The following is a 13,641-nucleotide window of genomic DNA, read 5'->3' as shown; positions in this document are numbered from 1 at the left end:
AACGATCGGCACCACGACCTACGACGTTTCCGTCTCCGAAGACACGGACGATGTCGGCTACACGGTCGGCGCTGGCGTCGAGTACCTGGTGACGCAGAACTTCTCGCTCGGCGTCGAGTACCTCTACACCGACCTCGGCGACTCGAACCTGAACGTCGACTACACCCCGGTTGCCGGCACGCCGGCTGGCCCGACGACGTTCTCGACCTCGTCCGCTTCGGACCTCGACTTCCACACCGTGTGGGCCAAGGCTTCCTTCCGCTTCAACTAAGAAGCACGAAGGACTGGCGACAGTCTGAAAGGGGCTCCCGGGAAACCGGGAGCCCCTTTTTCGTACTCGGGTCCGCATTCGAACGCCGTCGCCTGATGGTCGGTCCGGCTGGCGCCTGCCAACCGACAGGCCTGTCGATGGCACGCTGCCGTGACACCAGCCAGCGGCAAGGGTGTTCGACGGTCGATCAGAGTTACCATGGTGGTCGGCCGGAGGCAGCTCGACGCTGCCGCGGTTTCGGGCATGCGCCGGACAGGACGAGACAGGGTCGGATAGAATCGGACGGGCCTGACGGGGCCGTGCCGGAGCCAAACCCAGGTCGGGACCCCGGATTGCGCGCTCGCGCGTCGCCCCCTGCGCGACACTGGTGCCGCGATCCGCCTTTCCTGCGCTGGACCGCTCCACCCGTCCGGCCGCGTGAATGGCGCGGGCCGACAAGGACCGATCCTCTGCCACCTCCCCTTCACCTCCCGCGCCTGCGGGGGAGGGGCTGTCTGTCGCACATATGCGCGTTGCACAGGTCCTGCCGGTGGGCGGGAAGCCGGGCCGTCAGCCTTTCCTCTGCACGCACGAAAAGAGCCGGGCCGCGTGAGCGGCCCGGCTCTTCATACGATCATTACCGGATAGGTTAGGCGGCGGCTTGCGCGCCGACATTCTTCACGCGGCTGGACAGGCGCGAGATCTTCCGGGACACAGTGTTGCGGTGCATGACACCCTTCGACGCAGCGCGGGCCAGCTCGGGCTCTGCAGCGCGCAGGGCGGCGCGGGCGGCTTCCTGATCGCCGGAGAGGATGGCTTCCTCAACCTTGCGCAGGAAGGTGCGGACGCGCGAGCGGCGGGTCTTGTTGATAGCCGTGCGGCGCGCGATCTTCCGCGTCGCCTTCTTGGCCGAAGGGGTATTGGCCATGCGAGAATCTCTTTCGTTTGTCGCTCCGCTACAGGCCGCACGCGGCACGCAGGGAAAGCCGGTCTGATGTCTGTGTTCTCCCGTCGAGCGCCTGGCGCATCCACGGGAAAGGGCGCCGCAGCTTTCGCAGCGGCTGAACATGCCGCGCCTTATAGGCAAGATGGCCTTCGCCGTCAACTCCGCATGGCCATCCTATCGCTGGCACGCCGGGCAGTAGAAGGTCGAGCGGCCGGCCTGCACGATGCGGCGGACGATGCCGCCGCAGGCCGTGCGCTGGCAGGGCTCACCCTCCCGATCATAGACGGCGAATCGATGCTGGAAGTAGCCCAGACTCCCGTCCGCCTGGCGGTAATCGCGCAAGGACGAGCCGCCGGCGGCGATGGCGTCGTGGATCGTTTCGCGGATATGGCCCGTCAGCGCGGCAAGGCGCGGCGTGGGCCGGCCGCGCTTGTCCACCAGCGTGGCGCTGCGCCGGCGCGGCGACAGGCGCGCGCGCCAGAGCGCCTCGCAGACATAGATGTTGCCGAGCCCGGCGATGATGGTCTGGTCGAGGAGCGCGGCCTTCAACGGCGTGTTGCGCCCCGCCAGCCGCTCCGCCAGCGCCTCCGGCGTCAGGGCGTTTCCGGTCGGCTCGAGGCCGAGGTGGCGGAAGAGCGGGTGCTCGGCCAATTCGGCACGGGGCAGGAGGGTCATGAAGCCGAAGCGGCGCGGATCGTTGTAGACGATGCGGGCCGGCTCCCCTGCAGCCGTCACGAGCTCGAAGACGACGTGGTCGTGCAGGCGCGCGGTGCCGCGCGGATGATGGAAGATGCCGGGCATCGCGCCGGCCCCGTCATCGCGCTCGATTCGGAACGAGCCCGACATGCCGAGATGCATGGCAAGGACGAGGTCGCCGCTGAGATCGGCCAGGAGATACTTCGCCCGCCGGGACAATGCGAGCACGGTGCGCCCGCGCAGGCGTTCGGAAAAGTCCGGCGGCAGGGGAAAGCGCAGATCGGGCCGCGACAGCTCCACGCGCCCGATCGTCGCGCCCTCCATCACCGGCTGCAGACCGGACTTGACGGTTTCGACTTCCGGTAACTCGGGCATGGCCTATCTGTCCTTGGCGGGAAGGCTCGTCTTACGCGTTTCCCTTGTGCGGGGAAACGCTTTACAGCTTTGCGCCGGACGACCAATTCCGAATCGAAGGACGTGAGGATCATGTCGCAGACCCGCATCACCGACGCCGACGGCATGGAAACGTCCTACGGCTTTTCGACCGTGTCGGGCGGTGGCGAGAAGCAGGCCCGGGTTGACGAGGTGTTTCACCGCGTGGCCAGCCGCTACGACGTCATGAACGACCTGATGTCCGGCGGCCTGCACCGTGTCTGGAAGAACGCCATGGTTTCCTGGCTGGCGCCGTCGCGCCGGCCGGGCTGGAGCTTCATCGACGTTGCCGGTGGCACGGGCGATATCGCCTTCCGCATCATGGACGCCTCACGCGGGGCGGCGCAGGGCACGGTGCTCGACATCAACGCCTCCATGCTGGGCGTGGGCGCCGAGCGCGCCGGCAAGCGCGGGCTCGATGGCGCGCTGACTTTCGTGGAGGGCAATGCCGAGCGGCTGCCATTCCCGGATATGAGCTTCGACGCCTATACGATCGCCTTCGGCATCCGCAACGTGCCGCGCATCGACTACGCGCTGGCCGAGGCGCACCGCGTCCTCAAGCCCGGCGGCCGCTTCCTGTGCCTGGAATTTTCCGAGGTCGACATGCCGATCCTCGACAAGGCTTACGAACTCTGGTCCTTCCGGGCCATCCCGGCGATCGGGGAGATGGTCGCCAAGGATCGCGCCTCTTACGAATATCTGGTCGAATCGATCCGCCGTTTTCCGAACCAGGAGAATTTCGCATCCATGGTGCGCACGGCCGGCTTTTCGCGCGTGAGCTACCGCAACCTGTCCGGCGGCATCGCCGCCATCCATTCCGGCTGGAAGCTCTAGATGCCGGCCCGACGCGGAGCCTGACGCGTGACCCGCACCTTCTACGGAATCATCGCCATGATCCGCGCAGCCTACGTGCTGATGCGCGAGGGCGTGGTTTCCGCCTTTCCGGCTGATGGGCTGCCGCCCGGGCCGCGCCTCGCCCACCGCGTGGCGGGGCTCGTGGCGCGCCGGTCCTCCCGCCGCAAGGCGCGGTCCGAACGCTTGTCGCAGGCGCTGAACAGGCTCGGCCCATCCTATGTGAAGCTCGGCCAGTTCCTGTCCACGCGGCCGGAAATTGTCGGTCAGGCCATCGCGCTGGAACTCGGCCAGTTGCAGGACAAGGTGCCGCCCTTCCCGCAGGAACAGGCCATCCGCAGCATCGAGACGACGCTCGGGCGGCGGATCGACGATCTCTACCTTGCCTTCGGGCCGCCCGTCGGCGCCGCCTCGATCGCCCAGGTGCACAAGGCGCGGGTGCGCCTGCCCGACGGGTCCGAGCGCGATGTCGCCGTCAAGGTCATCCGGCCGGGCGTGCGGACGCGCTTCCGCCGCGAGCTCGACGCCTTCGCCTTCATGGCCCGCGTCCTGGAGCGGGTGGTGCGCTCGTCACGCCGCCTTCGCCCCGTCGCCGTGGTCGAGACGCTGGCGCAGAGCACCCGGATCGAGATGGACCTGCGCCTGGAGGCGGCGGCATCGTCCGAAATGGCCGAAAACATCCGCGACGATGTCGGCTTTCGGGTTCCGGCCATCGATTGGGAGCGAACCGGCCGCGACGTCCTGACGATGGAGTGGATCGACGGCATCAAGATGAGCGATGTGGCCGGCGTCGCCGCGGCCGGCCACGATGTGAACGCCCTGGCCGTCAACGTGGTGCAGAGCTTCCTGCGCCATGCCATGCGGGACGGCTTCTTCCATGCCGACATGCACCAGGGCAACCTCTTCGTCGCGCCCGACGGCGCCATCGTGGCGGTGGACCTTGGCATTGTGGGGCGCCTGTCGGCCGAGAGCCGCCGCTTCCTGGCGGAAATCCTCTACGGCTTCATCCAGCGGGACTATCGGCGCGTGGCCGAGGTGCATTTCGAGGCCGGCTACGTGCCGCGCAACCAGGACGTCCTGTCCTTTGCCCAGGCGCTGCGCGCCATCGGCGAGCCCATCCACGGCCAGCCGGCCGAAACCATCTCCATGGGCCACCTCCTGACCCTGCTCTTCGAGGTGACCGAGCTCTTCGATATGCATACGCGGCCCGAACTCGTGCTCCTGCAGAAGACGATGGTGGTGGTGGAGGGCGTCGCGCGCAGCTACGATCCGCGCTTCAACATGTGGCAGGCGGCCGAACCGGTCGTCTCGGACTATATACGCGGCGAACTCGGGCCGACGGCCAAGCTGGCGGAAGCACGCGACGTCTTGGAGGCGCTGCTGCGCATCGGCCGGCGGCTGCCGGACTACGCCACGGGGCTCGAGGTGCTGGGCCGCCGCATGCCGGAGCTGATCGAAAACGGCCTGCGCATCGACGATTCCTCGCTGCACGAGCTGGCGCAGGATACGCGGCTCGGCATCCGCCTGGCGCATGTGGCCCGCTGGATCACCGCCATCAGCCTGGCTGTGATCGCGTTCCACATGCTGGCGGGCTGACGGGCAGGGGTCGGGTCAGGGTCAAGTTGGCAAGGGGGTGAAGCGGCGATGGACAGGACATTGCACGGCAAGCGCGTCCTTCTGATCATCGGCGGCGGCATCGCCGCCTACAAGGCGCTGGACCTGATCCGGCGCCTCCGCGAGCGCGGCGCCCGCGTCACCCCCATCCTCACCGAAGGCGGCGCGCAGTTCATCACGCCGCTGGCGGTGGGGGCGCTGACGGCCACGCCCGTCTACACCGAACTCTTCTCGCGCGAGGCGGAGCAGGATGTCGGGCATATCCGCCTGGCGCGGGAGGCCGACCTCATCCTCGTCGCCCCGGCGACGGCCGACCGCATGGCGCAACTGGCCGGCGGCCTGGCCGGGGATCTGGCCGGGGCTGTCCTGCTGGCGGCCCGGGCGCCCGTCCTGATGGCGCCGGCCATGAACCCTGCCATGTGGGCGCATCCCGCCACACGCCGGAACGCCGAGCGGCTCGCCGCCGATGGCGTGCGCTTCGTCGGCCCCGAGCACGGCGAGATGGCCGAATCGGGAGAGGCGGGCCAGGGGCGCATGAGCGAGCCCCTCGCCATCGTCGCGGCCGTCGAGGCCGCGTTGATGGATGCCGATGCACCGCTCCGTCGTCTGGAGGGGCGGCGCGCCGTCGTGACGTCCGGGCCGACCGTCGAGCCGATCGATCCTGTCCGCTACATCGCCAACCGGTCGTCCGGCCGGCAGGGCCACGCCGTCGCCGCGGCTCTGGCGCGGCTCGGGGCACAGGTGACGCTGGTCACCGGTCCCGTCGCCCTGCCCGATCCCGCAGGCGTGACGACCATCCATGTCGAGACGGCATGCCAGATGCTGGCGGCGGTGGAGGCCGCCCTCCCGGCCGATCTCGGCGTCTTCGTGGCGGCGGTGGCCGACTGGCGGGCTGCGGCCGCCGCACCGGGCAAGATCAAGAAGCGCGACGGGGAGGGGCCGCCGCCCCTGCACCTCGTGGAAAATCCCGACATTCTGGCCACCATCGCCCGCTCGGCCGCCCGGCCGCGCCTCGTCATCGGCTTTGCCGCCGAAACCGACGCGCTCCTGTCCAATGCGCAAGCCAAGCTGGCGCGCAAGGGCGCCGACATGATCGTGGCCAACGACGTGTCGGGCGATACGATGGGTGGCGCCCGCAACACGGTGCATATCCTGACGCAGGCCGGCGTCGAAGACTGGCCGGAGCTGGACAAGGCCGAGGTTGCCGCCCGCCTGGCCGAGCGGGCCGCCGATATTCTGGAGACCGAGCGATGAGCATCCGCGTTCTGGTGAAGCGTCTTGCACATGGCGCCGATCTTCCCTTGCCCCGATATGAAAGCGCAGGGGCGGCCGGGGCCGATCTGCGGGCCGCGGTGACTGAGGACGTGACACTGCCGCCCATGGGCCGGGCGCTGGTCCCGACAGGCCTGTGCTTCGAGATCCCGTCCGGCTACGAGCTGCAGGTGCGTCCACGCTCCGGGCTTGCGGCCAGGCACGGCGTCACCGTCCTCAACACGCCCGGCACGGTCGATAGCGATTATCGGGGCGAGGTGCAGGTGATCCTCGCCAATTTCGGGGATGGCCCCTTCACGCTGCGGCGGGGCGAGCGGATCGCCCAGGCCGTCCTGGCGCCCGTGACGCGCGGGGTCTACGAAGACGCGGCAGAGATATCGCAGACCGAGCGGGGATCGGGCGGCTTCGGTTCGACGGGCCGCTGACCGCAGGACGACGAGGAAGGACCACCATGAAAGCGCACGAGACACATGTCGTATCGCAGTTCGGCCCGCAGGCGGCCGCCTATGTGACGAGCGCGGTGCATGCGGCGGGCCCGGACCTGGAAGCGCTGGACGCGATCCTGTCAGGCCTGCGCCCGTCCCATGCGCTGGACCTCGGCACCGGCGGCGGGCACGTGGCCTACCGGCTGGCGGCGCATGCCGACGCCGTGACCGCCGTGGACCTTTCGCCCGACATGCTGGCGGCCGTTGCGGCAACGGCGGCCGATCGGGGCCATGCCAATCTCGATACGGTGGCCGCGCCCGCCGAGGCGCTGCCCTTCGCCGATGAAAGCTTCGACTTTCTGGCCTGCCGCTACACGGCCCATCACTGGCGCGACGTCGAGGCAGGGCTGCGCCAGGCGCGGCGCGTGCTGCGGCGGGGTTCGCCCGCAGTCTTCATCGATGGGGTGGCGAACGGATCGGCGCTGGCCGATACGCACCTGCAGGCGGTGGAACTCCTGCGCGATCCATCGCATGTGCGTGACTATACACCCGGCGAGTGGCTGGCCGGGCTGGCGCGGGCCGGCTTCCTGGTCCAGTCCACGCGCCAGTTCCGCATCCGGATGGAATTTGCGAGCTGGGTGCAGCGCATGCGCACGCCGCAACCCCATATCGATGCCATTCGCAGCCTGCAGACCCACGCGCCCGCAGATGTCCAGCGGCATTTCGATATCGAGCCCGATGGCTCCTTCATGCTGGACGTCATCGTGATCGAGGCACGGGCAGGCTGAACCGCCGTCGGCCGAAACGCGCGGCCCTTGCCCCCGCCCTTTCGTGGGAATTCTTTTCCTGCGACGCGATACGGCAGGGGCAAGCATCCTCGGCAAGCCTGGCATCGCCCGTTAAGATGCACGCAACGCCATGACGGGGCAGCACCGGACAGCGCAGCAAGGGAGATGAGCATGGACAAGACCGTGAACGACCAGTTGGCACGCACGCATGGCCGCGGGCGCATCTACGATTCCATCGTCGATACGATCGGCGATACCCCGCTCGTGCGGATCGACAAGTTCGCGCAGGAAAAGGGTGTGAAGGCACGCCTTCTGGCCAAGCTCGAATTCTTCAATCCCATCGCCTCGGTCAAGGACCGGATCGGCGTCGCCATGCTGGAACGCCTGGAGGCGGAAGGCCGGATCGAGCCGGGCCGCACCATCCTGGTCGAGCCGACATCCGGCAATACGGGCATTGCGCTGGCCTTCGCAGCGGCCGCCAAGGGCTACCGGCTGATCCTGACCATGCCGGAAACCATGTCGATCGAGCGGCGCAAGATGCTGCGCCTCCTGGGGGCGGACCTCGTCCTGACGGAAGGCGCCAAGGGCATGAAGGGGGCGATCGCCAAGGCCGAGGAGCTGAAGGCGGAGCTGCCCGATGCGGTGATTCCGCAGCAGTTCGAGAACCCCGCCAACCCGCAGATCCACCGCGTCACCACGGCAGAGGAAATCTGGAACGACACCAAGGGGCAGATCGACGCCCTGGTGTCGGGCATCGGCACGGGCGGCACGATCACGGGCGTTGGCCAGGTGCTCAAGCAGCGCAAGCCCGATATCCGCATCGTGGCCGTGGAGCCGGAGGCCTCCCCCGTCCTGTCGGGCGGCACGCCGGGCCCGCACAAGATCCAGGGCATCGGCGCGGGCTTCGCGCCCGCCGTCCTCGACACGACCATCTATGACGAGGTGGTGACCGTCTCCAACGACGAGGCCTTCGAAAATGCCCGCCTTCTTGCCCGCATCGAGGGCATTCCGGTCGGCATTTCATCCGGCGCGGCGCTGACGGCAGCCGTGGAGGTGGGGCAGCGCCCGGAATTTGCGGACAAGACCATCGTCATCATCATCCCGTCCTTTGCCGAACGCTATCTGTCGACGGCGCTCTTCGATGGGCTGGGCGACGATCCGGCGCCGGCGCAGGTGCCAGCCGCACAGAAGCCGGCCGGCAGCGCGATCTGACGGCCAATCGCCCCGGTCTGTCGGGGGCCTATCGCCGCGTCACGCGCATCGGCAGGCCCCCGCGCGGCTGCACGGTGATCTTCTGCACCGGATAGGGCGGCGCGCTGCCGACATAGTCGAAGCGCAAGTGCCGCATCAAGGATGCGAGGGCGATGACGCCCTCATGCATGGCGAAGCTCGAGCCGATGCACACACGCGGGCCGATGCCGAAGGGCATGTACTGGAACCGGTCGATCGCCTCCCTTTTGCCGGGCATGAAGCGCTCGGGCAGGAAATGGCCGGGCCGGTCCCAATGGGTCTCGTGCCGGTGGACGAGCCAGGGCAGGACCAGGAGCGAGGCGCCGGCCGGAATGTCGATCTCGCCGAACCGGTCGTCGGCAAGGGCGGTGCGGTTCAGCGAGGGCGCCGGCGGATAGAGCCGCATGGCCTCTTCCAGCGCGGCGCGCGTATGGGGCAGTTCGGTCAGCCATTCTGCCGGATCGGGAAGGGCGTCCAGCTTGGCGTCGAGTTCGTCTTCCACCTTGCGCCGCTCCTCCGGCGACTGGCTGAGCAGGTAGAGCGTCCAGCCGAGGGCCCGGGCCGTCGTTTCATGCCCGGCGCCGATGAAGGTGATGATGTTGTCCTCGATCTCCGAGCGCGACAGGCCTTCGCTGCGCAAGAGAAGGGTCAGGAAATCGGCGGGCGCCGCCTCCGGCCGCTCGGCCAGGAGCGCGGCGCGGCGCTCCATCGTGCCGGCGATCAGCCGGCGGAAGTAGTTGGTCGAGCGCAGCCCGATCATGCGGTTGATGCGCGGCAGGAAGGCCGGCGCGTCCAGGATGTCGAGAGGGTCGACCCGTCCCATCCGCGCCAGAAAACTCTCCATCGAGCGGGCGAATTCCTTGGGCTCGCCCGTGATGTCGTCGGAAAACAGCGTCGCCTGCAGGATGTCGTAGGTGAGCAGCGTCATCTCGAAGGCGATGTCCGTCCGCGCGCCGGTGCGCGCGGCGAGCCCGTCGGCGAAGCTGGCGCTCCGCGCCGCCATGACAGGGGTCATCGCCTCGATGTTTCGGGGCGTGAAGACGGGGGCGAGCGCACGGCGCGTGCGCTTCCACAATTCGCCTTCCGCCGTCAGGAGCCCGTCGCGCAGCATCGGGCGCAGGACCCGCTGGCGCAGCGGCTGCATGACGTAGTTGCGGGCATTGTCCACGAGGCAGTGGCGGATGGCGGCGGGATCGTTGAGGATCACCGTGGGCACGCGCAGCCAGTTGGCCCTGAGCCAGGGCTCCTTATAGGCGCGCGAGCCCCAGATCTCGATCGGGTTGCGGGATGCCGTCCAGACGAAACCCATGATGCCGAGCGGCTTGGTATGGGGAACGGGCGCCGGGGCGAGGAAGGGTTCGCGTATCGTGTCCATGCCCTTCATATGGGAATGGCGGGGGCTCGGGTCGAGCCGGGCTCACGCTTTCATTTTCGGCGCAAAATGCCTATATTCGAAGCGCTTACCGACCCCGGAGGCGGCGGGGGCGCCGGCTTGATTCGCCATGGCGCCGGATCCGCCCAAATGAAGGATTCCCATGTCGAACGCTGACGAGAATAAGAACGGCCTCGACGCCGAATATGGCGCTGATTCCATCAAGGTTCTCAAAGGTCTGGACGCCGTACGCAAGCGGCCCGGCATGTATATCGGCGATACGGACGACGGATCCGGCCTGCATCACATGGTCTATGAGGTCGTCGACAATGCGATCGACGAGGCGCTGGCCGGCCACGCCACGCTCGTTACCGTCACGCTGAACGCCGACGGCTCCTGCACCGTCACGGACAATGGACGCGGCATCCCGACGGACATCCATGCGGGCGAGGGCGTTTCCGCGGCCGAGGTCATCATGACCCAGCTCCATGCGGGCGGTAAGTTCGACCAGAATTCCTACAAGGTTTCCGGCGGCCTGCACGGCGTCGGCGTCTCGGTCGTCAACGCCCTGTCCGTGTGGCTGCGCATGAAGATCCGGCGCAAGGGCAAGATCCACGAAATGTCCTTCACCCATGGCGTGCCGGACGCACCCTTGGCCGAGACGGGCGACGCCGGGGACGAGACGGGCACCGCCATTACCTTCATGCCCTCGTCGGACACCTTCACCAAGGTGGATTTCGACTTCGGCACGCTGGAGCACCGCCTTCGGGAGCTGGCCTTCCTGAATTCGGGCGTGCGGATCACGCTGACGGACAAGCGCCCGGCCGACGAGAAGCGCGTCGAGCTCTTCTACGAGGGCGGGCTGGAAGCCTTCGTGCGCTACCTCGACCGGGCCCGCAAGCCGCTGATCCCCGAGCCGATCGTCCTGACCGGCGAGCGCGACGGCATCACCGTGGAAGCCGCCATGTGGTGGAACGATTCCTACCAGGACACGGTGCTGCCCTTCACCAACAACATCCCGCAGCGCGATGGCGGCACGCATATGGCGGGCTTTCGTGGCGCGCTGACGCGCCAGATCATCGGCTATGCGGAAAGCTCCGGCGTCCTGAAGCGCGAGAAGGTGCAGCTCACCGGCGACGATTGCCGCGAGGGGCTGAGCTGCGTTCTGTCGGTCAAGGTGCCCGACCCGAAATTCTCGTCGCAGACCAAGGACAAGCTCGTCTCCTCCGAGGTTCGCCCGGTGGTGGAGGGGCTCGTCAACGAAACCCTGTCCACCTGGCTGGAAGAGCACCCGCAGGAAGCGCGCACCGTGATCGGCAAGGTCGTGGAGGCTGCCTCCGCGCGTGAGGCTGCGCGCAAGGCGCGTGAGCTGACACGTCGCAAGGGCGCCCTAGACATCACCTCGCTCCCCGGCAAGCTGGCCGATTGCCAGGAGCGCGATCCCGCCAAGTCCGAAATCTTCATCGTCGAGGGTGATTCCGCCGGCGGCTCGGCCAAGGGCGCGCGTTCGCGCCAGAACCAGGCCATCCTGCCGCTGCGGGGCAAGATCCTGAACGTCGAGCGGGCGCGGTTCGACCGCATGCTCGGCTCCGACCAGATCGGCACGCTCATCACCGCGCTTGGCACGTCCATCGGCAAGGACGAGTTCAATCCGGAAAAGCTGCGCTACCACAAGATCATCATCATGACGGACGCCGATGTCGACGGCGCCCATATCCGTACCCTGCTCCTGACCTTCTTCTTCCGCCAGATGCCGGAGCTGATCGAGCGCGGCTACGTCTACATCGCCCAGCCGCCGCTGTTCAAAGTGACCCGCGGCAAGCAGGGGCAGTATCTGAAGAACGAGAAAGCGCTCGAAAACTACCTGATCGAAGGCGGGCTGGAAGACGCCGTCCTGCAGCTCGACACCGGTGAAAGCCGCGCCGGCCGCGACCTGCGCACGGTGGTGGAGGACGCGCTCGCCGTCCGCCAGGTCCTGAACGGGCTGCATTCGCGCTATGACCGCTCCGTGGTCGAGCAGGCGGCCATTGCCGGGGCGCTCAACCCGGAGATCGCCGAAAGCGGCGCCGACGCGCCTTACATGGCGGAGCGCATCGCCAAAGCACTGGACGCGATCGCCGAGGAAACAGAACGCGGCTGGGTCGGCGAGGCGACGTCCGAGGGCGGGTTCCGCTTCAGCCGGACCGTGCGCGGCGTGCAGGAGGTCCAGAAGATCGACGCCGCGCTGATCCATTCGGGCGACGCGCTGGCGCTCAACCGCATGGCGGCCCGCATGGCCGAGGTCTATCCGCACAGCCCGGTCCTGCGCCGCAAGGAAACCGAGCGCCGGATTTCCGGGCCCGTGGATCTTCTGAACACGGTCTTCGAGGTAGGCCGCAAGGGCATTTCCCTGCAGCGCTACAAAGGCCTCGGCGAAATGGACCCCGAGCAGCTCTGGGAAACGACGCTCGACCCGGATGTCCGCTCGCTGCTGCAGGTCAAGATCTCCGACGCGACCGACGCCGACCAGCTCTTCTCGCGCCTCATGGGCGACGAGGTCGAGCCGCGCCGCGAGTTCATCCAGGACAACGCCCTCCAGGTCGCCAATCTGGACGTGTGATCGGGCTGCCGTCGCGGAACTGACGCCTGCATTACAGCGGGTCGGTATCCGACCCCGATCCCGGAGGCCTCCGTCCCCGGGATCGTTCCGCCGGCTCTACCGGGCGGGAACGCCCTTCGACCAGTCATCCCAGTTCGCCAGGATGTCCGCGGTCAACGCCGTGCCGACGCGGTAGGCGTTTTCCGTTGCCAGTGGAAAACCGCCCGAACGGGCCTTCAGCGATGCGACGGCATCCATGCCCTCCGGTTCGCGATCGAAGTTGGAGCCGGTCCGCAGCAGGGCGACCCGGTCGAAATCCAGAAGCCCTGCATCGTCGCCACGCCGCAGGGCCGTGAGGGAGGCGTTGTCCTCCATCTGTGTGGTGCAGGTCCTGGCCTGCCCATCCGTCGCCGCGCTGACGAACTGCGCATGGCCTAGGGCCAGGCGCGTGCCGTGCCAGTAGGTATCGCTCGACAGCGTATCGCAGATCGACACGGCCGGCGCGGAGCCGCCGGGCCCGGCGCCATACTGCGCGCGATAGGCGCGGGCTTCCGCGCCATCGGCAAGCTCGACGCCGCGCGACAGCGCATAAGCGCGCTGAAGCAGATCCTCGTTCAGCCGGTAGACCTCCGTCTTCGAGCCCCAGGCGGCTTTTTCTCCGGGCGCAGCGGCGCCGAGCGCCAGGACGCCCGAATTCCAGCCCTGCGGGATCTGCCGCGCGTCGATATCGTGCCGCAGCCCGCCATCGACGGCATAACGCGCCCAATGGGCGGAGCCGAGCGTGCCTTGAGCCGGGTCCACGCCTGCGATGCCGGCGATCAGGAAGTAGGTCTGCGTCAGATCGAACCGGCCGCTATAGATGAGCGCGGACACCGAGCTGGCCGCGTTGGCAAAGCCCATGGCCGTCGTCATGTGGCAGAGGCCGGCGATGTTGCACTGAACCTGCGGATAGTCCGGGGACAGGCCGGGTACGTCAACGATCTGTTTGAGCTCCTGCCGCTCGAGCCAGGGTTTGGCCTCTTCATCGAACATGGTGATCACGAAGACCTTGGGCACAATGGCGGGCGCGTCCTGCGCCCTGGCCGGCATGGCGAAGGCGGCGAGCGCCGCAAGGCTTGCGGCAATGGCGGCGGTTGTGCGTGTCATGGCGATGTCCTTCCGGTGCAATGGGGTCGATATGCACGGT

The 13,641-nt window shown here is 68.0% G+C and carries 12 protein-coding genes; 8 read left to right on the top strand and 4 right to left on the bottom strand.

The features are described from left to right. A partial coding sequence (locus tag AUL30_RS12525; RefSeq protein WP_157070118.1) for an outer membrane protein occupies window positions 1-271 on the top strand: 271 nt, incomplete at its 5' end. A gap of 628 nt (window positions 272-899) precedes the next feature. Here AUL30_RS12525 and rpsT read toward each other — a convergent pair. Both rpsT and mutM read right to left on the bottom strand, forming a co-directional pair. Further along, window positions 900-1,178, bottom strand: coding sequence for a 30S ribosomal protein S20 (gene rpsT / locus AUL30_RS12520; RefSeq protein ID WP_062228207.1), 279 nt, complete (start codon window positions 1,176-1,178; stop codon window positions 900-902). A gap of 192 nt (window positions 1,179-1,370) precedes the next feature. Beyond that, complete coding sequence (mutM, locus tag AUL30_RS12515) at window positions 1,371-2,267, bottom strand: bifunctional DNA-formamidopyrimidine glycosylase/DNA-(apurinic or apyrimidinic site) lyase (RefSeq protein WP_062228206.1); 897 nt, start codon at window positions 2,265-2,267, stop codon at window positions 1,371-1,373. 111 nt (window positions 2,268-2,378) lie between these two features. Between mutM and ubiE the strand changes: the two genes are divergently transcribed. The 6 genes from ubiE to cysK all read left to right on the top strand — a co-directional run bounded on the left by ubiE (window position 2,379) and on the right by cysK (window position 8,487). Further along, window positions 2,379-3,158 carry a bifunctional demethylmenaquinone methyltransferase/2-methoxy-6-polyprenyl-1,4-benzoquinol methylase UbiE gene (gene ubiE, locus AUL30_RS12510; RefSeq protein ID WP_062228240.1) on the top strand — a complete coding sequence of 260 codons (780 nt, stop codon included), beginning with the start codon at window positions 2,379-2,381 and terminating at the stop codon, window positions 3,156-3,158. A gap of 57 nt (window positions 3,159-3,215) precedes the next feature. Further along, the gene (ubiB, locus tag AUL30_RS12505) at window positions 3,216-4,772 is read left to right on the top strand and encodes a 2-polyprenylphenol 6-hydroxylase (RefSeq protein WP_062228239.1); all 1,557 of its coding nucleotides are present in this window, start codon (window positions 3,216-3,218) and stop codon (window positions 4,770-4,772) included. A 48-nt stretch (window positions 4,773-4,820) separates the two neighbouring features. Continuing rightward, window positions 4,821-6,044, top strand: coding sequence for a bifunctional phosphopantothenoylcysteine decarboxylase/phosphopantothenate--cysteine ligase CoaBC (gene coaBC, locus AUL30_RS12500; RefSeq protein ID WP_062228205.1), 1,224 nt, complete (start codon window positions 4,821-4,823; stop codon window positions 6,042-6,044). After that, window positions 6,041-6,487 carry a dUTP diphosphatase gene (gene dut / locus AUL30_RS12495; protein ID WP_062228204.1) on the top strand — a complete coding sequence of 149 codons (447 nt, stop codon included), beginning with the start codon at window positions 6,041-6,043 and terminating at the stop codon, window positions 6,485-6,487. Before coaBC ends, dut begins: the two co-directional genes overlap by 4 nt. A gap of 26 nt (window positions 6,488-6,513) precedes the next feature. Further along, on the top strand, window positions 6,514-7,275 hold the full coding sequence (locus AUL30_RS12490) for a class I SAM-dependent methyltransferase (protein ID WP_062228203.1): 762 nt from the start codon (window positions 6,514-6,516) through the stop codon (window positions 7,273-7,275). A gap of 171 nt (window positions 7,276-7,446) precedes the next feature. Next, window positions 7,447-8,487 (top strand): cysteine synthase A, encoded by a 1,041-nt coding sequence (gene cysK, locus AUL30_RS12485; RefSeq protein ID WP_062228238.1) that lies wholly within the window; start codon window positions 7,447-7,449, stop codon window positions 8,485-8,487. Window positions 8,488-8,515: 28 nt separating this feature from the next. On the opposite strand, the gene AUL30_RS12480 is transcribed toward cysK, so the two are convergent. Continuing rightward, window positions 8,516-9,880 (bottom strand): cytochrome P450, encoded by a 1,365-nt coding sequence (locus AUL30_RS12480; RefSeq protein WP_062228202.1) that lies wholly within the window; start codon window positions 9,878-9,880, stop codon window positions 8,516-8,518. Window positions 9,881-10,040: 160 nt separating this feature from the next. Here AUL30_RS12480 and gyrB point away from each other — a divergent pair, with 160 nt between their 5' ends. Continuing rightward, on the top strand, window positions 10,041-12,476 hold the full coding sequence (gene gyrB, locus AUL30_RS12475) for a DNA topoisomerase (ATP-hydrolyzing) subunit B (protein WP_062228201.1): 2,436 nt from the start codon (window positions 10,041-10,043) through the stop codon (window positions 12,474-12,476). Window positions 12,477-12,572: 96 nt separating this feature from the next. Here the strand turns inward: gyrB and AUL30_RS12470 are convergent, their stop codons facing one another. Next, window positions 12,573-13,601: a purine-nucleoside phosphorylase gene (locus tag AUL30_RS12470; protein ID WP_062228237.1), complete on the bottom strand. Its 1,029-nt coding sequence runs from the start codon at window positions 13,599-13,601 to the stop codon at window positions 12,573-12,575. Between the last annotated feature and the right edge of the window lie 40 nt (window positions 13,602-13,641).

The organism is Aureimonas frigidaquae, from assembly GCF_001463905.1.
In the GTDB taxonomy this organism is placed as follows: domain Bacteria; phylum Pseudomonadota; class Alphaproteobacteria; order Rhizobiales; family Rhizobiaceae; genus Aureimonas; species Aureimonas frigidaquae.
The sequence above is the reverse complement of the archived record's forward strand: the minus strand, read 5'-3'. Positions and strand labels throughout refer to the sequence as shown.

What these genes read in the sequence shown, in the direction of transcription:
- rpsT (WP_062228207.1), bottom strand. Translation starts at nt 1,178, where the DNA reads ATGGCCAATACCCCTTCGGCCAAGAAGGCGACGCGGAAGATCGCGCGC.
- mutM (WP_062228206.1), bottom strand. Translation starts at nt 2,267, where the DNA reads ATGCCCGAGTTACCGGAAGTCGAAACCGTCAAGTCCGGTCTGCAGCCG.
- ubiE (WP_062228240.1), top strand. Translation starts at nt 2,379, where the DNA reads ATGTCGCAGACCCGCATCACCGACGCCGACGGCATGGAAACGTCCTAC.
- ubiB (WP_062228239.1), top strand. Translation starts at nt 3,216, where the DNA reads ATGATCCGCGCAGCCTACGTGCTGATGCGCGAGGGCGTGGTTTCCGCC.
- coaBC (WP_062228205.1), top strand. Translation starts at nt 4,821, where the DNA reads ATGGACAGGACATTGCACGGCAAGCGCGTCCTTCTGATCATCGGCGGC.
- dut (WP_062228204.1), top strand. Translation starts at nt 6,041, where the DNA reads ATGAGCATCCGCGTTCTGGTGAAGCGTCTTGCACATGGCGCCGATCTT.
- AUL30_RS12490 (WP_062228203.1), top strand. Translation starts at nt 6,514, where the DNA reads ATGAAAGCGCACGAGACACATGTCGTATCGCAGTTCGGCCCGCAGGCG.
- cysK (WP_062228238.1), top strand. Translation starts at nt 7,447, where the DNA reads ATGGACAAGACCGTGAACGACCAGTTGGCACGCACGCATGGCCGCGGG.
- AUL30_RS12480 (WP_062228202.1), bottom strand. Translation starts at nt 9,880, where the DNA reads ATGGACACGATACGCGAACCCTTCCTCGCCCCGGCGCCCGTTCCCCAT.
- gyrB (WP_062228201.1), top strand. Translation starts at nt 10,041, where the DNA reads ATGTCGAACGCTGACGAGAATAAGAACGGCCTCGACGCCGAATATGGC.
- AUL30_RS12470 (WP_062228237.1), bottom strand. Translation starts at nt 13,601, where the DNA reads ATGACACGCACAACCGCCGCCATTGCCGCAAGCCTTGCGGCGCTCGCC.